Source organism: Hymenobacter segetis, assembly GCF_038448715.1.
Taxonomy (GTDB): Bacteria; Bacteroidota; Bacteroidia; order Cytophagales; family Hymenobacteraceae; genus Hymenobacter; species Hymenobacter segetis.
This window is the reverse complement of sequence record NZ_JBCEVZ010000031.1, coordinates 37,100-55,733: the sequence shown is the minus strand read 5'-3', so window position 1 is coordinate 55,733 and position 18,634 is coordinate 37,100. Positions and strand designations below refer to the sequence as shown.

Annotated in this window: 10 protein-coding genes and 1 riboswitch; of the genes, 8 read left to right on the top strand and 2 right to left on the bottom strand. The window is 65.3% G+C overall.

What is annotated here, in order from left to right; translation table 11 throughout:
• Both AAFH49_RS13380 and AAFH49_RS13375 read left to right on the top strand, forming a co-directional pair.
• Nucleotides 1–2,235 (top strand): TonB-dependent receptor domain-containing protein (locus tag AAFH49_RS13380; RefSeq protein ID WP_342298864.1); only part of this gene is annotated, 2,235 nt, incomplete at its 5' end.
• Nucleotides 2,236–2,374: 139 nt separating this feature from the next.
• On the top strand, nucleotides 2,375–3,472 hold the full coding sequence (locus AAFH49_RS13375) for a lysylphosphatidylglycerol synthase transmembrane domain-containing protein (RefSeq protein ID WP_342298862.1): 1,098 nt from the start codon (nucleotides 2,375–2,377) through the stop codon (nucleotides 3,470–3,472).
• Between the two features lie 66 nt (nucleotides 3,473–3,538).
• Here the strand turns inward: AAFH49_RS13375 and AAFH49_RS13370 are convergent, their stop codons facing one another.
• On the bottom strand, nucleotides 3,539–3,958 hold the full coding sequence (locus AAFH49_RS13370) for a hypothetical protein (RefSeq protein WP_342298861.1): 420 nt from the start codon (nucleotides 3,956–3,958) through the stop codon (nucleotides 3,539–3,541).
• A 188-nt stretch (nucleotides 3,959–4,146) separates the two neighbouring features.
• Between AAFH49_RS13370 and AAFH49_RS13365 the strand changes: the two genes are divergently transcribed.
• From AAFH49_RS13365 to AAFH49_RS13345, 5 genes are all read left to right on the top strand, one after another.
• Entirely contained in the window at nucleotides 4,147–4,428 is a 282-nt protein-coding gene (locus AAFH49_RS13365) for a LysM peptidoglycan-binding domain-containing protein (protein ID WP_342298859.1), read from the top strand.
• 225 nt (nucleotides 4,429–4,653) lie between these two features.
• Nucleotides 4,654–4,769: riboswitch (SAM riboswitch) on the top strand.
• A 390-nt stretch (nucleotides 4,770–5,159) separates the two neighbouring features.
• Nucleotides 5,160–6,539, top strand: a complete 1,380-nt coding sequence (locus AAFH49_RS13360; RefSeq protein WP_342298858.1) for an O-acetylhomoserine aminocarboxypropyltransferase/cysteine synthase family protein — start codon at nucleotides 5,160–5,162, stop codon at nucleotides 6,537–6,539.
• Between the two features lie 189 nt (nucleotides 6,540–6,728).
• Nucleotides 6,729–7,757 (top strand): homoserine O-acetyltransferase MetX, encoded by a 1,029-nt coding sequence (metX, locus tag AAFH49_RS13355; protein WP_342298856.1) that lies wholly within the window; start codon nucleotides 6,729–6,731, stop codon nucleotides 7,755–7,757.
• A 150-nt stretch (nucleotides 7,758–7,907) separates the two neighbouring features.
• Nucleotides 7,908–9,167: a homoserine dehydrogenase gene (locus AAFH49_RS13350; protein WP_342298855.1), complete on the top strand. Its 1,260-nt coding sequence runs from the start codon at nucleotides 7,908–7,910 to the stop codon at nucleotides 9,165–9,167.
• A gap of 144 nt (nucleotides 9,168–9,311) precedes the next feature.
• Nucleotides 9,312–16,229: a LamG-like jellyroll fold domain-containing protein gene (locus AAFH49_RS13345; protein WP_342298854.1), complete on the top strand. Its 6,918-nt coding sequence runs from the start codon at nucleotides 9,312–9,314 to the stop codon at nucleotides 16,227–16,229.
• 86 nt (nucleotides 16,230–16,315) lie between these two features.
• On the opposite strand, the gene AAFH49_RS13340 is transcribed toward AAFH49_RS13345, so the two are convergent.
• The gene (locus AAFH49_RS13340; RefSeq protein WP_342298851.1) at nucleotides 16,316–17,554 is read right to left on the bottom strand and encodes a hypothetical protein; all 1,239 of its coding nucleotides are present in this window, start codon (nucleotides 17,552–17,554) and stop codon (nucleotides 16,316–16,318) included.
• 154 nt (nucleotides 17,555–17,708) lie between these two features.
• Here AAFH49_RS13340 and AAFH49_RS13335 point away from each other — a divergent pair, with 154 nt between their 5' ends.
• Nucleotides 17,709–18,614: a S66 peptidase family protein gene (locus AAFH49_RS13335; RefSeq protein ID WP_342298849.1), complete on the top strand. Its 906-nt coding sequence runs from the start codon at nucleotides 17,709–17,711 to the stop codon at nucleotides 18,612–18,614.
• Nucleotides 18,615–18,634 lie beyond the last annotated feature (20 nt).

The following is an 18,634-nucleotide window of genomic DNA, read 5'->3' as shown; positions in this document are numbered from 1 at the left end:
GGTGGCATCATCAACATCATCACCAAAACCAACAACCTGAGCGGCGGCACCCTGGGCATCGATGCCAGCGTGGGCACGCGCAGCAGCAACCTCAACCTGAACGGCAGCTACCGCACCGGCAAGATGGGCTTCTCGCTGAACGCCGGCGGCCGGGCGGGGTACAACATTCCGGGCAGCTTCAGCAACCAGCAGACGCTGAAGGACGGGCTGGGCAACGTGCTCTCGACCACCTCGCAGTCGGCTGATACCAAGCAGAACCAGGGCTTCGGGCGCTCGGTGCTGGGCTGGGACTACGACATCAACGAGCACAACTCGCTGCAGGCCTCGCTCTCGTACGGCGCGCGGCGCTCCAACAGCGACCAGAGCCGCCTGACGACGCTGTCGACGTCGCCGCAAGGGAATTCGGTGCGCGACGTGAGCGTGGTGGACAACTCGGGCACCGTGGATGCCAGCCTCAACTACACCCACACCTTCGCAAAGCCACAGCAGGAATTCAGCATTCTGACCCTGTACAGCCGCAACGACCGCACGAACGATTTCACGAACACCATCCTGAATTCGGACTTCAGCACGGCCAGCCGCCTGCGCAACGACAACCCCAGCGCCAACGAGGAATTTACGGTGCAGGCGGACTATCAGTCACCCATCGGCAAAACCCAGGTACTGGAATTTGGGGCAAAGGACATTTTGCGGCGCGTGAGCAGCGACTACTCCTACCTCACCGCGCAGGGCGAGAACGGAGATTTCGTGCCCCGGGGCGGGGTGGGCCTGAATAACGGCTTCAACTACCGCCAGAACGTGGCCGCCGGCTACGTGGCGTACACCGTGAGCCTGCCCAAAGGCTTTACCCTGAAGCCGGGTGTACGCTACGAATACACTACTATCAACGCCGATTTCAAGAGCAGCACCACGCCCGTTGACGTCCCCGACTACGGAGTGCTGGTGCCCAGCGTGAACTTCTCGCGCAAGCTCGCCAACGGCAACGTGGTGAAGCTGGCTTATAACCGCCGCATCCAACGCCCGTCGCTGCAGTTCCTGAATCCCAACCCGCAGCAGTCCAACCTGCTCATCAAGACGGAAGGCAACCCCAAGCTCGACCCCGAATACACGAACAACTACGAGCTGGGCTACAGCACGCTGGTGAAGAAGGTAAACCTGAACTTTTCGGTATTCGCCCGCAACACCACGGGCTCGATTCAGACGGTGCGCCAGCCAGAGCTTGACATCAACAATGTTCCTACTGGGGTACAGCTGGTTACGTATAAAAATATTGGGCAGGAAGATGCCTATGGTGGCAGCGTGTTTGCCAGCTTCAACAGCGGCAAGTTCAACCTGAACACCGGCGTCGATACATACTACGCGGTGCTGAATAATAACGTGTCCGACCCGCTCTATAACGCCAGCAACAAAGGCCTGGTGGCCAGCGGCCGGTTGTTCGGCAGCTACAAGTTCACCGATGTGTGGGCCTTGCAAGGCTTCGGGTTCTACCGCGGGCGGCAGGTGCAGCTGCAAGGGGAGCAAAGCGGCTTCGGCTTCTACGGTATGAGCGTGCGGCGCGACTTCGCCGATAAAAAGGGCAGCTTTGGCCTCGGCGCGCAAAACTTCTTCACCAACTCCATCAACATCCGCAACACGGTAAGCAGCCCGCTGCTGGACCAAACCAGCACCAACGTGCTGCACAACCTGAGCTTCCAGGTGAACTTCAGCTACCGCATCGGCAAGCTCACGGCCGGCCCCACGCGCCGCGGCAAAAGCATCAATAACGATGACCTGAAAGGCGATGGCGGTGGCGGTGGTGGCGGTGCCGACCTGAGCGGTGGCCAGGGAGGTGGTGGAGGCGGTGCGCCTGCTGGCGGCGGCGGCGCCCCGGCGGGTGGGGCCCGCCCCGGCGGCTATCCGGCCGGCAGCCGGCCAGCCGGTGCCCCCGGTGCCCCAGGTGCACCAGCCAATGGCCAACGCCCCGCTGGCTACCCCGGCGGCCAGCAACGCGGCACGGCTCCCGACAGTACCTCAGGCAAAACGCCAGCCGACAGCACCGGCCGGCCCGCCAACGGCCAACGTCCCGGCGGATACCCCGGCCTGCGCCCCGCCACGGCCCAGCCCGCCGACACCACCCGCCGCCAGCCGGTAGCGCCGGCCGGCAACCCCATCAATACGCCGGCCAACGCGCCTTCGCCCGGCACCAGCACGCCCAACGGCACCGTGCCGGCCGGCAGCCCCGGCGGCCGGCCCTAGCCTAACGGTTCGGATTATCACTGAAAAACGTCATGCTGAGCTTGTCCCGGCATGACGTTTTTCATATCACCTTAATCCATTTTTAATCAGTCGCCGGCCCGCTACCGCCTACTTTTGCCGGGCTGCTTTATTTTCTTCGATGACCGACAAAACCCTCGCTCCCCTGCCCGAAGACGACGCGCATTTTTTGCAGCGCTTGCAGCCCTCGCGGCTCATTCTGCCCGTCGTGATTGGCCTGAGCGTGGTGGGGTTTATGTTCTGGCGCAGCTACAAGCCCGGCGATTTGGCCCCCCTAGCCCATGCCCGCTGGGAGTGGCTGCTGATAACATTGCTGGTGCTGCTGGCCCGCGATTTGGGCTATATCTACCGCATCCGGCACATTGCCGAGCGCGAGTTGAGCTACCGTCAGAGCCTCGACGTGATTATGATTTGGGAGTTTGCGTCGTGCGTGCTGCCCTCGGCGGTGGGCGGCACGGCAGTGGCTTCGTTTATTCTGAATAAGGAAGGCATTCCACTAGGCAAGTCCCTGGCATACATCATGGTTACGGCCCTGATGGACAACCTGTATTACGTCATCATGGTGCCGCTGGTCGTCCTCATCGCCGGGGCCGGGCTCTACCCGCACGAGGCCATGCAGGGCGCTTTCATCGCCACGCTGCGGGTGGCGTTTGTGGTCAGCTACGTGGCCGTTACGGCCTACGCGGGGCTGATGCTCTACGCCATTTTCATCAACCCGAAATCGGTGCGGCGGCTGCTGGTGCGGCTGTTCTCGTTTCGGCTGCTGCGGCGCTGGCAGCGCTCTGCCTACAAGCACGGCCAGGGCATGATGGATGCCTCCATTCAGCTGCGCGGCAATCCGGCTATCTACTGGGTACGGGCGGCGGCCAGCACGTTCTTCGTCTGGACGGCCCGTTACCTGGTTATCGGCTGCCTCATCGCCGCCTTCGTGCCGATGGATGCCGACACCTTCCTCTTCATTTTTGCCCGCAACCTCACCTACAAAGTGCTGCTGCTGCTGGCCATCACGCCCGGCGGCGCGGGCATTGTGGAGGGCGCGTTTCCCACGTTTTTCGGCAAGTTTATTGGCACGGCCACGCTCACCAGCTTCATGGTTTTGCTGTATCGAGTGGTCACGTATTACCTGTATCTGGTGCTGGGCACCATCTTTCTGCCACGCTGGGTAGCGCGGGTGTTTGCGAAGCGGCCAACCACCACAGCCCATCCTATCACAAAATAATCAGCACAAAAAAAGCCCCGAACCAGACTGGTTCGGGGCTTTTCGATTACTTGAATCCGGAGTGATTTACTCGGCTTCGAGCATCAGTGCGGCGCCGTCGGCCGACTTCAGTGTGAGCTTCTTGTCGGTGAGGGTTTCCACGGCGAAGGTGTTGCTGGTGGTGGCACCGTCGGGGGTCATGGTGATGGTTTTGCCGGCTTGGTCAAACGTGTATTTGCCCGAAACTGCGCCGCTCGCGCCGGTCATGTTGTATGTGCCGTTGGCAAAAATGCGCAGCTCCTCTTGCTTCTGAGCGTCGGTTTGCTTCACTTTGTCGCCGGCGGTGTCGGTTTCCTTGGCGGTTTTCCACACCTTGCTATCGGTGCCGTACAGCATGTTCACGCCTTCTACTTTGCCTTTATCGTTGCTGCACGAAGCGGCAAACAGCGACACAAGCAGCAGCAGGCTGGCGAAGTAACGGAGCGAAAAAAGGGACTGGAGTTTCATGTGCACTAAGGGTAATGGTGAAAGAATGAAAACATGACGCACGGGGTGCGGCCTCGTCGGCTTACGATGCAGACGCAAAAGAGTTTAGAACGAAACCCCGCCTACACTTGTCCGTATAGCAACCCGGTCGGCCCGCCCGCAAGGGTTTCCGGCAGAATTTATCTCTTCATTTAACTTCACCGAAAACCATGGGACTCTTCGATTTCATCAGCGACAAAGGCGAACAAAAGCCCGTAGAGCCCGCGGCTAAGCCAGCGGCTGGCGGCACCGATTTTTTTGGCAACGCCAAACCAGAAGCTGCCGGCAACACGTATACCGTTGTCAGCGGCGATTCCCTCTCCAAAATAGCCAAGCACCACTACGGCGACGCCGCCAAGTGGCACCAGATATACGACGCCAACAAGGCGCTCATCGGCGACAACCCTGACCACATCGAAGTGGGGCAGGTGTTGACCATACCTAGTCTCTAGGTACTTTTTTGCAGAAAAAAGGTGAGAAAAGCCACTCTGTTTCAGGGTGGCTTTTTTGCGTTTTATGGGGTCAAAAGAACAACTAAAAAGCACGTCATGCTGGAAGGGGCCACGCCAGACCGTCGAAAAAATATTTTCGCCCATCCGCTTGCCCATCCCAAAAATTCTCCCGTACATTTGCCGATACCAAACAGGTACTCCCCGCTAACGGTGGGCAGTTTTCAAGTTTTATACAGAAGTGGCGAGAGACTAGGCTCCGTGACCCACTGGCAACCTTCGCAAAACGAAAGGTGCCAATTCCTACCCACCCGCAGCTCCGGCCGCGCTGGGACAGATGATTCGAGTGCCATGGAAAATTCTTCATACCCCAGTTTTTTGCCCCCGAATGCTTCGGCTGCTTTGTGCGCCGCAGGTTCGGGTTTCTTCGTTTCGGCCGCTGACGGCCGTAATGTGGCATCGCCTTCGTTGCAGCGAATGCGAATGTGCTGTTGCCGCCCGTGTTGTTGCTAAGCTAATTCCGGCTTAGAACCCCTCCCCCCCTCTTCTGGATTTTTTTGGTGGCCCCGTGGGTCCGCCGCGTGCGCTTTCGGGCCTTCGCGGTGGGTTTGGGCCACGCCGGCAGCACGGGCTATTTCGGGGAGTTTCGGCGCTAAAAAAGGCTTTTTCAGAGCCGCATCGCACTTTTTCCAATTGTCATTTCGGTTTTTCAAAACTTCAAAACCTCCCCCATCATGTCTGTTCAGCCCCAACACTTCGAAACCCTCCAACTCCACGCCGGCCAGCAGCCCGACCCCACCACCGGGGCCCGCGCCGTGCCGTTGTTCCAGACCACCAGCTACGTGTTCAAGAGCGCCGAGCACGGTGCCAACCTGTTTGCCCTGAAGGAGTTTGGCAACATTTACACCCGCCTGATGAACCCCACCACCGACGTGTTCGAGCAGCGCGTGGCGGCGCTGGAAGGCGGCGTGGCCGCCTTGGCCACTGGCTCGGGCCAGGCGGCCCAGTTCATTGCCCTTAACAACATCCTGCAGGCCGGCGACAACTTCGTGAGCACGGCCTACCTGTATGGCGGCACTTACAACCAGTTCAAGGTGGCGTTCAAGCGTTTGGGCATTGAGGCGCGCTTTGCGGATGGCGACAATCCGGCTTCGTTCGAGGAGCACATTGACGAGAAGACCAAGGCCATTTACCTGGAAACGATTGGCAATCCCAGCTTCAGCATTCCGGATTTTGAGGCCATTGCGGCCATTGCGAAGAAGCACGACTTACCGCTGATTGTGGACAACACGTTTGGCGCGGGCGGCTACCTGTTTCGGCCTTTGGAGCACGGCGCACACATTGTGGTGGAGTCGGCTACGAAGTGGATTGGCGGGCACGGCACCAGCGTGGGCGGCGTGATTGTCGACGGCGGCACCTACGACTTCGGCAATGGCAAATTCCCGCAGTTTACCGAGCCGAGCGAGGGCTACCACGGCTTGATTTTCAACGACGTGTTTGGCAAGGGCGGGCCGTTTGGCAACATTGCCTTCATCATCCGGGCGCGGGTGGAAGGGCTGCGCGACTTCGGGCCGGCCATCAGCCCGTTCAACTCCTGGCAGTTGCTTATCGGCCTTGAAACCCTGAGCCTGCGCGTGGACCGCACCGTGGAAAACGCCCTTAAAGTGGCCACCTGGCTGGAGCAGCATCCGCAGGTGGAAAGCGTGAACTACCCCGGCCTGCCCAGCAGCCCCTATCACGCCATTGCCAACAAATACCTGAAGCGCGGCTTCGGCGGCGTACTCTCGTTCCGCGTGAAGGGCACGAAGGAGACGGCTACACAATTCATTGATAACCTGAAGCTCATCAGCCACTTGGCCAACGTGGGCGATGCCAAGACGCTCATCATCCAGCCCTCGGCTACCACGCACCAGCAGCTGAGCGAAGAGGAGCAACTGGCCTCGGGCGTGACGCCGACTTCGCTGCGTCTGTCGGTGGGGATTGAGCATTTCGACGACATCAAGGCGGATTTGCAGGCGGCGTTTGATGCCATCGGCAACACGGCCAGCCTGCCGACTGAGGGCGACGAAGTGGGCGAGCCCGAGCTGGAGCACGCCCAGCCGCTGGAAGTTTAAACCAGAATTGCCGCCAGCGGGCCACCCCTGGCGGGTCGGTGCCAGTCTCGCTGGCGGCCGAGTTTTATCGCAGCTTTAGAATCAGTGCATCGGCCCGGGCCTCTTCCGTGATGGGAGGAGATATGGGAGTGAGAAACTATTGCGCCGGGCCGGTTCGCTGGTTCTGAAGCTGTGCTATTTAATTGAATTATGCCAACCCTAGTATTTGACCTGCCTGACCTTACCCTGGAAAGCGGCGAAACCCTGACCGGGGCGCACGTGGCCTACCAAACCTGGGGCCAGCTCAACGAAGACCGCGACAACGTGGTCTGGGTGTGCCATGCCCTCACGGCCAACGCCGACGTGCTGGCCTGGTGGCCGGGCCTGGTAGGCCCAGGCTGCTACTACGACCCGTCGGAATGGTTTATCGTGTGTGCCAACGTGCTGGGCTCGTGCTACGGTACTACCGGCCCGCTGGATGCCGACCCGGCTACCGGGGAGGCCCGCTTCCAGCACTTCCCGCTGCTGACCATTCGGGATTTGGTGAAGGCGCACGAGGCCCTGCGCGAGGAATTGGAACTGACGGATATCAATACGCTGATTGGCGGCTCTTTGGGCGGGCAGCAGGCGCTGGAGTGGGCCGTGCAGCGGCCTGATTTGTTCGACCATCTGGTGGTCATTGCCACCAATGCGCGGCATTCGGCCTGGGGCATTGCCTTTAATGAGGCGCAGCGGCTGGCCATTGAGGCCGACCCGACTTATGCCGCCGGCCAGCCCGGCGGGGGCGATGAGGGCCTGCGCGCCGCCCGCGCCATTGCGCTGCTCAGCTACCGCAGCTACTCGGCCTACGCCGAAACCCAGACCGACCCGAGCGACGACGAACTGCTGCGCGAGCACCGCGCCAGCACCTACCAGCGCTACCAGGGCGACAAGCTGGTGTCGCGCTTCGATGCCTACAGCTACGTTTCTTTGAGCCGGAGCATGGATACGCACCACCTGGGCCGCAACCGGGGCGGGGTGCCGGCGGCGCTGGCCCGCATCGGGGCGCGCACGCTGGTGCTGGGCATTACCTCCGACGTGCTGTTTCCGCTGACGGAGCAGCGGGAGCTGGCGGCGCATATTCCGGGGGCCATGTATGGCGAGCTGGACTCGCGCTACGGGCACGATGGGTTCCTGCTGGAAACGGCGGCCATCACGCACTTTCTGGAGCTATTCTACGCGCCCACATTCGTGCATTAGGCCGGCGGGCCTGTCATCCTGAGCGCAGCGAAGGACCTTACCACGGCTGCGCTATTTGAGATTACTGCGCACCGTTCGGCCGTAAGAAGGTCCTTCGCTGCGCTCAGGATGACAGAATCGGGCCAAACAATACTGACTACCTTCTCTTTTATGGACAACCAACCACAACCCCTGCGGCTGGGCCTTATCGGCTTTGGCTGCGTGGGGCAGGGCTTCTATGACATCCTGCAACAGCAGCCCGGCCTGGGGTTGGCCGTGACGCGCATTGCCGTCAAGAGCCCCGACAAGCCGCGCACGCTGCCGGCCGACCACTTCACTTACCACGCCGATGAGCTGCTGAACGACCCCACGCTGGACGTGCTGGTGGAAGTAATTGACGATGCGGCGGAGGCCTTCCGGCTGGTGAGTGCGGCCCTGCGCCAGGGCCGGCGCGTGGTGACGGCCAATAAGGCCATGCTGGCCCGCCACCTGCCGGAGCTGGTGCAGCTGGAGCAGAACTTTGGCGGGGCGCTGCTGTACGAGGCGGCGGTGTGCGGCAGCATTCCCGTTATCCGGACGCTGGATGGCTACTTCAGCCACGAGCCGCTGCGGGCGGTGCAGGGCATCCTCAACGGCTCGTCGAACTACGTGCTGACGCGCATGAGCGAGGAAGGTTCCGACTACGCGGCGGCGCTGGCCGAGGCGCAGGCGCTGGGCTTTGCCGAAACCGACCCAGCGCTGGACATGGGCGCGTTTGACCCGCGCTCGAAGGCGGTGATTCTGGCGGCCCACGCTTACGGGGTTTTTCTGGAAGCTGATGAGGTGCTGAACCTGGGCATCGAGGCCGTGGGCGCGGCGGATGTGGCCTATGCGGCGGCGCGGGGCCAGAAGGTGAAGGTGGTGGCCAGCGTGCAGCGCCTGCCCAACGGCCGCGTGGCCGCCCTGGTCACGCCGCAGATGCTGGGGCCGGAGTCGCCGCTGTTCATCGTGGAGCACGAGTTCAACGGGGTGGTGGTGGAGGGCGAGTATGCGGGGCCACAGTTTCTGGGCGGGCGCGGGGCGGGCGGGCACCCCACCGGCTCGGCGGTGCTGGCCGATGTGCTGGCGCTACGGCGCGGCTTGCGCTACGGTTATGCCAAGCAGGCCACGGCCCCGGCCCTGCAAGCGGCCGAGGAGCTGGAGCTGGACGTGTACCTGCGCCACCCCGACGTGGGCGTGCTGCGCGAGGTGCTGACCTGGCTGGAGCTGCCCGCCACCGCCCTGCGCACCGACGTGCACGGCGTGTACGCCACCGGGCCGGTGCCGCTGCTGCGCCTGCGCCAATGGCGCGACGAGCTGCGGACGGCCGGCGTATTCGTGGCCCGGCGGGGCGAGGTGCAGGCCGTGGAAGCAGTGGCAGAAGGCCAGCTGGCCGCCTCGACGCTGGCCTGAAAGGCCTCATCCAATAACTTCTGGCTGGATAAAAAGAAGGGAGAGACTGGCGCGCCGGACCGGGCCGGCATCGCATCAACATGCGATACCGCCGCTTTGAAGTAAGCCCGACATTTGCGGCAAACTTCACACTCTCTCTCTTTTATGATTGGAAACTTTACCTCCGGCTGCGCGCGGCTGGCCCTGATGTGGCTGTGGCTGGTACTGCTGGGCACTTTCCCGGCGCTGGCCCAGGTGCCGCCCGGCAATGCGCTGAGCTTCAGCGGCACTTTCTGCTATGTGAATACCGGCACCGAGCTGCCGGACTACAGCAACACCTACACGGTGGAGGCCTGGGTACGAACCAGCAGCGCGCCGCGCTACACCGCGCAGTTCGTGAATACCAGCAGCAACTTCTGGCTGGGCATCTACGGGTTTTCCTCGGCCGATGCCGGCAAGGCGGTATTCAACGTGGGCGGGCAGTACCTGTTCAGCAACACCTTCATCAACGACGGCAAGTGGCACCACCTGGCCGGGGTAGTGGGTAGCAACACGACGACGATTTACGTGGACGGCGTGGCCGAAAACTCGCGCGGCGGCGGCGGCACTCACTACACCAACGACCCCTCCCTGCAACTCCGGCTGGGCAACCAGAGCCCCGATGCCTATGACTTCAGCCTTGATGAAGTGCGCATCTGGAGCGTGGCCCGCTCGGCCGCCCAGGTGAAGGCCGCGTTCAATAACGTGCTGACGCTGCCCCAGCCCGGACTGGAGGTGTACTATACCTGTGAGCGGGGCACGGCCGGCGGCAACAACGCCGGCGTGAATACCCTGCCCAACATAGGCAGCGCGGCCGGCTATACCGGTACGCTCACTGGCTTTGCCCTCACCGGCGCGACCTCGAACTGGATTGAAAGCTACGCCCTGGTGCAGCCCACCAACCTGGCCGCCACCAGCAATGCCAGCGGTGCCAGCCTGAGCGTGACCTGGACGGCCCCGCCCGTGGGCACCATCACCAACTACGTGCTCGACTGCTCGACCACGGCCGACTACAGCGCGGGCGTGACCACGCTCACGCCCGCCAGCGGCGCTACCAGCGCCACCATCAACGGGCGCACCGTGAACACCCGCTACTACCTGCGCCTGCGGGCCGACAAAACCAGCGTGACCGGCCAGGGAGCCTACTCGCGCGACGGGTTCAGTCTGCGCACGCCCGGCGGCCTGACCGCGCCCGGCAACGCCCTGGCCTTCGATGGCACCGACGACTATGTGGCCCTGCCCAACACCACGCCCGTGCCCACGGGCAACGGCACCTACACCCTGGAGGCCTGGATTAAGCCCAATGCCATGGGCGTGATGGGCATCATCGGCTGGGGAAACTGGGGCACCACCAACCAGGTGAATGCGCTGCGGCTGTCGCCGACGGGCATCATCAACTACTGGTGGGGGCCCGACCTCATCGTGACCACGCCCGACCTGAGCGGTCACTGGCACCACGTGGCGGCCACGTTTGATGGCACGACCCGCACCATTTACCTCGACGGGGTGGCCGTGGGCAGCGATACGCCGGGCGGCCACACAGTGCCCAGCCCCAGCAACCTGCGCATCGGCTGCACCAACGACCCGAGCTCGGGGGCCAATTATGAATACTTCAACGGCAGCATCGACGAGGTGCGCATCTGGAGCGTGGCCCGCTCGGCGGCCGAAATCAAAGCGGCTTATACCAACCAGCCGGCGGTGCCGCAGGCCGGGCTGGTGGCAGCCTACGACTTCGATGCCGGCACGGCCAGCGGGGCCAACACCACCCAGACCACGCTCTTCGACCGCACCACGAACTTTCAGGATGGTACGCTGACCAACTTCGCCCTGACCAGTGGCAACACCACCAGCAACTACGTGGAAAGCTACGCCCGCGTGGTGCCCCTAGCCACCGTGAGCGGCGTGACGACGACCAGCTTCACCGCCAACTGGGCGGCCCCGCTGGTGGGCATCGTGAACGGCTACGCGCTGGAAGTGGCACCGACGAGCACGTTCTCCTCCGGTGCCACCTCGTTCGGCGTAACGGCCGGCACCACCAGCCAGGCCGTGAGCGGCCTGCTGCCCAACCGCAACTACTACTATCGCCTGCGGGCCGACAAAACCAGCGTAACCGGCACGGGCGCTTATGCCAGCGGCACGGTACGCACACTGAGCGGCCTGACCCCGCCCGGCAACGCCCTGGCCTTCAACGGCACCAACAACTACGTGACCGTGGCGCACAACGCGGCGTTCAACCTCACGACCACCATTACGCTGGAAGGCTGGGTGAATACCAACAGCACCGCCGAGCAGTACATCACGACCAAGGCCGAAGACTCGTGGTACCTGGCCCTGAATGGTAACAACGCGGCGGCCGGCCGGGCCTCCTTCTTACTCAACGGGCCGTCGGCGGCCGGGGGCTGGCTGTATGGCCGCACCAACTTGGCCGACGGCCGCTGGCACTACGTGGTGGGCACCTACGACGGCAGCACGCTGCGCCTGTACGTCGACGGCGTGCTCGACAACAGCCGGGCCGCCACCGGGGCCGTGCTCACGGGCACCAGCGCCGTTGCCATCGGCATGCGCAACGGCCAGGCCTACTGGAACGGCCTGCTCGACGAAGTCCGCATCTGGAGCGTGGCCCGCACGGCGGCGCAGGTGCAGGCGGCCTACCTCAACCAACCCGCCGCGCCCCAGGCCGGCCTGGTGGCCGCCTACAACTTCGACCACGGCACCAACGCTGGCAGCAACGCCACCTTCACCACCCTCACCGACCAGAGCGGCAACGGCAACGACGGCACCCTCACCTACTTCAACCTGACCAACGGCAACACCACCAGCAACTGGGTGGAAAGCTACGCCGGGGTGGTGCCCGCGCTGGCCGCCGCCACCGGCAGCACGGCCACCGGCTTCACCGCCAACTGGACGGCCCCGGCCATTGGCACCGTCGACAACGGCTACCGGCTGGACGTGGCCACCAACAACACCTTTACCGCGCCCGTGGCCGGCTCGCCCTTCACGGTGGCCGGCACCAGCCAGGCCATCACCGGCCTCGACCCGGCCCAGACCTACTACTACCGCGTGCGGGCCGACAAAACCAGCCTGACCGGCACGGCGGCCAACGGCCTGACCAGCATTCGCCGGCCCTTCGCGCCCCTGACCCCGCCCGGCAACGCGCTGGCCTTCGACGGCAGCAGCAGCAACTACGTGGCGGTGGCCCCCACCCCGGCCCTCGACAACTTGGGCCTGGGCAGCCTCACGATGGAAGCCTGGGTGTACGGCACCAACCTGCCGGCGGTGAACTCCATCATCCGCAAGAGCGGCGACTACAACCTGGTGCTGCTGGCCAACGGCCTTCTGTACGCCGAAGTGTGGCCCGGCGGCATGGGTACCTCGGCCCGGCCGTATGCCACGGCCACCACGGCCATTCCGGCCAGCCGCTGGACGCACGTAGCCGCCACCTGGGACGGCACTGCCCTGCAACTGTACGTGAACGGGGTGGCCGTGGCCGCCACGTCGGGGACCTCGCCCATTGCCACGGCTGAGCCCCTGTGGCTGGGCCGCTCGGCCGCGTACAGCCAGCCCTTCTACGGCCGCCTCGATGAAGTGCGCCTCTACAACGCCGCCCTCACCCCGGCCCAGGTGCTGGCCGACATGACCAGCACCAGCGCGGCCGTGCCCGCCAGCCTGCTGGCGTACTACAACTTCGACCACGGCACGGCCGGCGGGGCCAACACCGCCTACCCCACGGTGGCCAACCAGGCCGCCGACGCGGCCCACGGCACCCTCACCAACTTCAACCTGACCAGCGGCAACACCACCAGCAACTGGGTGGAAAGCTACGCCCTGCTGCAGCCCACCGGTCTGGCCGTGTCGGGCCGCAGCGGCACCGGCTTCACGGCCAGCTTCACGGGCCCCACCATCAACGGGGCGGCCCCGGCCGCCGGCATCGTGGAGGGCTATGTGCTCGATGTGGCGACCAATAACACCTTCGCCGCGCCCGTAGCCGGCTCGCCCTTCGCCCTGAGCGGCTACAATACCACCAGCCAGGCCCTGACCGGCCTGGCCAACGGCACCGACTACTACCTGCGCGTGCGGGCCGAAAAGGCCACCGTGACCGGCCAGGGCCTGTACACGCCCACCATCACCACCCACATCGTGGGCACCGATGCCAAGCTGGCCAACCTGGTGCCCTCGGTGGGCGCGCTCAGCCCCGTCTTCGCTGCCGCCACGCTGGCCTACACGCTGTATGTGCCGGCCGGCACCACCACCTACACCCTCACGCCCACGGCCAGCAACGGGTACACCAGCATCACCGTCAACGGCGCGGCCGTGGCCAGCGGCAGCGCCTCGGCAACCCTGAATACGGGCAGCACGGCCACCGTTGTGCTGACTTCGGAAGACCTGCAAACCACCACCACCTACACCGTGCAGACCGCCGTAGCCCCCGGCTACTTCCGCAGCGTGGCCACCGGCAACTGGGGCACCCCTGCCACCTGGGAGGCCTCGTATGACGGCAGCACGGGCTGGTTTGCCGCGCCCGTAGCGCCCACCGGCAGCTTCGTGGGCACCGTGAACGTGCGCAGCGGCCACGTGGTCACAGTAGCCGCCTCGACCTTTACCAAGACCACCACCATAGAAAACGGCGGCATCGTGAACACGGCGGCCGGCGCTATGCTCTCCATCATCGGCGGGGCGACCATGACCGTGAACGCGGGCGGCGTGCTGTCTATCGGCAAGCTGAGCGGGGCCGACGGCGTGACGGGCACCAGCCTCAACTCGGGCACGCTGAGCGTGGCCGGCACCAATGCCCTGGTCGTGAATGGCACGCTGGTGCTGAGCACCGGCACCGTCACGCCGGCCAGCCAGGGCCTCAGTACCACCACCACCACCGTGGCAAGCGGCGGCCGGGTGGTGCACTACGCCACAGCCATCAACGTCGCCATGCCGCTCCTGACCTGGAGCTCCGGCTCGACGCTGGAGCTGGCCGGCGGCATCCTCAACCAGACCTACGCCGTCGTGAACCAGACCCTGCAAAACCTGGACGTGAACCTGACGGGCCTGCCCGCCGGCACGGCCACGGCGGTGCAGCCGTACCTGTTCATGTCCACGGCCAACATGACCGTGGCCGGCACCCTCACCGTGCGCAGCACCGGCGCGGGTACGCTGCGCCTGTTTAATACCCCCACCGGCAGCCTCACGCTGGGCACCGTGGACGGCAGCGGCAACCGCACCGGCGGCTACGTGCAGCAGGCCGGCACCAGTGTGATTGGCAGCTACGGCGGCAGCACCGGCACCGGGGGCACGCCGATTACGGTGCAGGGCCGCTTTCTGCTGAACGGCGGCACGTTTGCGGCGGCCCAGCCCAACAACGGCCTCCCCAATACACTGCGCACCACGCCGCTCACGGTGAACGGCGACTTTGCGGTGGCCAGCGGCGCGACCTTCAACCTGCTGACGGGCACCAACGGACCGGTCGTTAATTACACTGGCGGCACCGTAGCCATCAACGGCAGCTTCAGCAATGCCGGCACCGTGAGCACCGGCAACATGGCCAGCACCACCCAGAAGCTGCTCTTCAGCAAGCCCGGCACCGCCGGCACCCAAACCTTCGACAACTCCGGCACCATCACGGGCCTGGTGAATGCCCAGGTGGCCAGCGGCACCACCCTCGACCTGGGCACCCAGGCCTTCACCGGCGCGGGCACCTTCACCATCGTGGCCGGGGGCACCGTGCGCCTGGGCAGCCCCGACGGCATCAGCGCCGGCGGCACGGCCACCGGCAACGTGCAGAGCCTCGGCTCCCGCACCTTAAACGGCACCCTGGAGTATAATGGGCCGGCGGCGCAGGTGACGGGTACGGGCCTCGCGGCCATGACAACCAGCACCAGCTCGCTCACCATCAACAACGCGGCCGGCGTCACGCTCTCGGAGGCCACCGCCATCGGCGGCACGCTCCGCCTGCAACAAGGCGTGGTGACGACGACCGCCACCAACCTGCTCACCCTGGGCACCAGCGCCACGGTGACGGGCACCCTCGATGCCACCGCCACCAACACCGGCCGCGTGGCCGGCCCCTTCCAGCGCTGGATAGGCACCAGCACGGGCAGCCGCGACTTCCCGGTGGGCCTGGCCACGGTGGGCCGCCCGGCCACCATCACTTACACCACCGCGCCCACGGCGGGCGGCACGCTCATGGCCGAGTTCATTGCCAGCCCGGCCGGCAGCCAGGGCCTTCCCCTCACCGAAGGCAGCATTACCGTCAACAAAACCTCGGGCGATGGCTACTGGCGTTTCACCGCCGCCGCCGGCCTCGTTGATGGCACCTACACGCCCACGTTCACCTTCACCGGCATCCGGGGCGCGGCCGACTACACCCAGCTCGTGCTGCTGAAGCGGGCCAACGCCGCCGCCGACTGGGCGCTGGTGGGCGCCCACGTCGCCACCACTGGCTCCGGCACGGCCCCCGTGCTCAGCCGCACCGGCGTGTCGGGCTTCTCCGACTTCACCGCCGGCGGCGACTTCAACGTGAACCCGCTGCCCGTGGAGCTGGTCGCCTTCACGGCCCGGGCCCAGGGCACCGCCGTGGCCCTGAGCTGGCGCACGGCCACCGAGAAGAACAGCAAGGCCTTCGAGGTGGAGCGTAGCGCCGACGGCACAACCTTCGAGCGCATCGCCACGGTGGCCGCTGCCGGCAGCAGCAGCGCCCGCAGCTACGAGCTGCTCGACAACAACCTGCCAACCCACCAATCCACTATCTACTACCGCCTCAAGCAGGTGGACCAGGACGGCACCTTCAACTATTCGCCCGTGCGCACCGTGGCCCTAACGGGGGCCGCCGCTGGCTTGTCCCTGTATCCGAACCCCGCCCACGGCGGCGCGGCCACCCTCATCGGCGCGCGGCCCGGCACGACGGTGACGGTGGTTGACGCGCTGGGCCGCCCGGTACTTTCGACCCCGGCCGATGCCACTGGCACCGCTGCCCTGGCCCTGCCGGCCGGGCTGCCCACCGGCGTGTACGTGGTGCGGGCTGGCAACAAAGCCCTGCGCCTCACGGTGGAGTAAGCCCCCACGGGCGGCAATGCAAAAGGGCAGGCCATTGGCCTGCCCTTTTGCGTGAATATGGAGTTGGTAGCGCCGCCCGCCGGCCCCTAGCGGAACTCGATGCGGACCGCCGGCTGGCCGGGGAACTTCAGCGAATAGACGCCCCCTTTGAGGGTGCCGCGCGGCACGCTTAGGGTGCGGGTGGTGGGCTGGATGAGGCGCACGACGCGGCCGGCCGCGTCCAGCAGCTGGGCCTCGGCGGCGGTGGACCAGGCGGCGGGCAGCTCGATGCGGATGGCGTCGTCGGCGGGGTTGGGGTAGGCCTGGGCGGCGGGCTGGGCAGTGGCGGGAGCTACCGCCGCCGTGACTACCAGGCCGGGCAGGGCCAGCACGGGCCGCAGGAAGTCGCGGATGGTGCGGAAGGTGGTGTCGGCGTATAAGGCGTTGCTCTCGAAGGGAATGTGGCCCGCGCCGCGCAACGGGCGCAGGGTGTTGCGGATGCCCAACGCGGTGGCGCGGGGGTGCAGCCGGCCGCTGCCGTACACGTACTTGGGCGGCAGCAGCGAGCCCACCCGGCCTTGCAGGTAAGGCACGGTGCCATCGGCGGTGCCGTGCACGCTGCACAGGGGCGCGTTGCCGGCTTCGATGTAGTTGGGGGTTTCGGTGGCGCCGCTCAGGTTGAGCACGGCCTGAGGCAGGCTGCTGTAGCCGGGATTGCCGCTCACGCCTTCCACGCCGCCCAGGGCGGCAATGCCCACGTAGGCGGGCACTTCGGCGGCTTTGTCGAGGTAGCCGACTTCGAGCGCGGCGAAGGCCCCGGCCGAGGAGCCGCCCACGATGACGTAGCTGGGATTGACCCGGTAGGTATTCGTAGTAGCCGCGTCTTTGCGGAAGAAGCGCACGGCGGCCCGCAAATCCTGCATGCCCCGGATGGCCGACTTGGCGACGTTCACGGTGTCGAAGCCGCCGGCGAAGACGATGCTGAGGTCCAGCAGGCGGTAGTCGATGCTGGCCGTGACGTAACCTAGCTTGGCAAACTTCGTGCACACGTCCACCATATAGGCATCGGTTTTGGTGCCCGACACGAAGCCGCCCTGATGGGCGAAGATGATGACCGGCCGCCGGGCCAGCGCATCGCCGGTGGGCTGGTAGATGTCCATGGTCAGCGTCTGATTGGTGCCCACGGAGTTCACGGCCGCGCCGTAGGTCACGCCCGAAGTCACGGTCACATTGGCGAAGATGGGGCGGTAGTAGCGCCCGCCGGTGGTGTCGATAACGGTCTGGGCGCTGGCCCCGTGGGCGGCCGTGAGCAGCAGGGCCGTGAGGAAGAGGAGAAGTGCTTTCATCAGGTAAAGAGGAAAAGGTGAGCCGGGTACTTAAGCGGACCCCGGTCCGGATACCAACGCCGGAACCGGGGCCGGGGTTGGGGCGTCCGAACGGGCCGCGCTGGTTCCGAAGATACGGCCTGCGTTATTTGCAGCCGCTTAACCCTGCTCTTTTATGTCGATTTCCTTCCCCCCTGCCCTGCACGCTGGCCAGCGCGTCGCCATCGTGAGCCCCGCCCGCAAAATATCGGCCGCCGAACTGGCTCCCGCCATCGCCACCCTCGAAAGCTGGGGGCTGGAAGTAGTGCTGGGCGAAAGCATTGCCGGCGACCACCACCAGTTTGCCGGCGACGACGACCTGCGCCGCCGCGACTTCCAGCAGCAACTCGACGACCCGGCCATCCGGGCCATCCTCTGCGCCCGGGGCGGCTACGGCACGGCCCGCATCGTGGACGGGCTCGATTTCACGGCCTTCGCGGCCCGGCCCAAGTGGGTGGCCGGCTTCTCCGACATCACGGTGCTCAATAGCCACCTGCTGGCCCTGGGCCACGGCAGCATCCACGGCGTGATGCCGGTGCTGTTTCATCAGGCCGGCGGCGAGCTGGCCCTCGAAACCCTGCGGCGAGCCTTGTTCGGCGAAGCCTTCCAGCCCATCGAAGCCGCGCCCCACGCCCTCAACCGGCCCGGCACGGCCACCGGCGCGCTGGTGGGCGGCAACCTGAGCCTCCTGCAGACCATCACCGGCACGGCCTCGCAGGCGAGCTTCGCGGGCCGCATCCTGTTTCTGGAAGACCTCGACGAGTACCTCTACCACATCGACCGCATGATGCTGCACCTGCACCGCTCCGGGCAGTTGGCGGGCCTGGCCGGGCTGGTGGTGGGCCACTTCTCCGACATGCGCGACAATACCATCCCCTTTGGCAGCACCGCCTGGGAAATCATCGACCGCTACGCGCGGATGTATGACTTCCCCGTCGGCTACGGCTTCCCGGTGGGGCACGAGGCCGACAACCTGGCCCTGACCGTGGGCCAGCCCGTGACGCTGACGGTGAGCGAGGCGGGGGGCCGCCTGACGGCTTAGCCGGGCAACCAGATGCCCTG

Excerpts from the sequence above, each read along its gene's own strand:
- AAFH49_RS13375 (WP_342298862.1), top strand. The coding sequence starts at position 2,375 with ATGACCGACAAAACCCTCGCTCCCCTGCCCGAAGACGACGCGCATTTT.
- AAFH49_RS13370 (WP_342298861.1), bottom strand. The coding sequence starts at position 3,958 with ATGAAACTCCAGTCCCTTTTTTCGCTCCGTTACTTCGCCAGCCTGCTG.
- AAFH49_RS13365 (WP_342298859.1), top strand. The coding sequence starts at position 4,147 with ATGGGACTCTTCGATTTCATCAGCGACAAAGGCGAACAAAAGCCCGTA.
- AAFH49_RS13360 (WP_342298858.1), top strand. The coding sequence starts at position 5,160 with ATGTCTGTTCAGCCCCAACACTTCGAAACCCTCCAACTCCACGCCGGC.
- metX (WP_342298856.1), top strand. The coding sequence starts at position 6,729 with ATGCCAACCCTAGTATTTGACCTGCCTGACCTTACCCTGGAAAGCGGC.
- AAFH49_RS13350 (WP_342298855.1), top strand. The coding sequence starts at position 7,908 with ATGGACAACCAACCACAACCCCTGCGGCTGGGCCTTATCGGCTTTGGC.
- AAFH49_RS13345 (WP_342298854.1), top strand. The coding sequence starts at position 9,312 with ATGATTGGAAACTTTACCTCCGGCTGCGCGCGGCTGGCCCTGATGTGG.
- AAFH49_RS13340 (WP_342298851.1), bottom strand. The coding sequence starts at position 17,554 with ATGAAAGCACTTCTCCTCTTCCTCACGGCCCTGCTGCTCACGGCCGCC.
- AAFH49_RS13335 (WP_342298849.1), top strand. The coding sequence starts at position 17,709 with ATGTCGATTTCCTTCCCCCCTGCCCTGCACGCTGGCCAGCGCGTCGCC.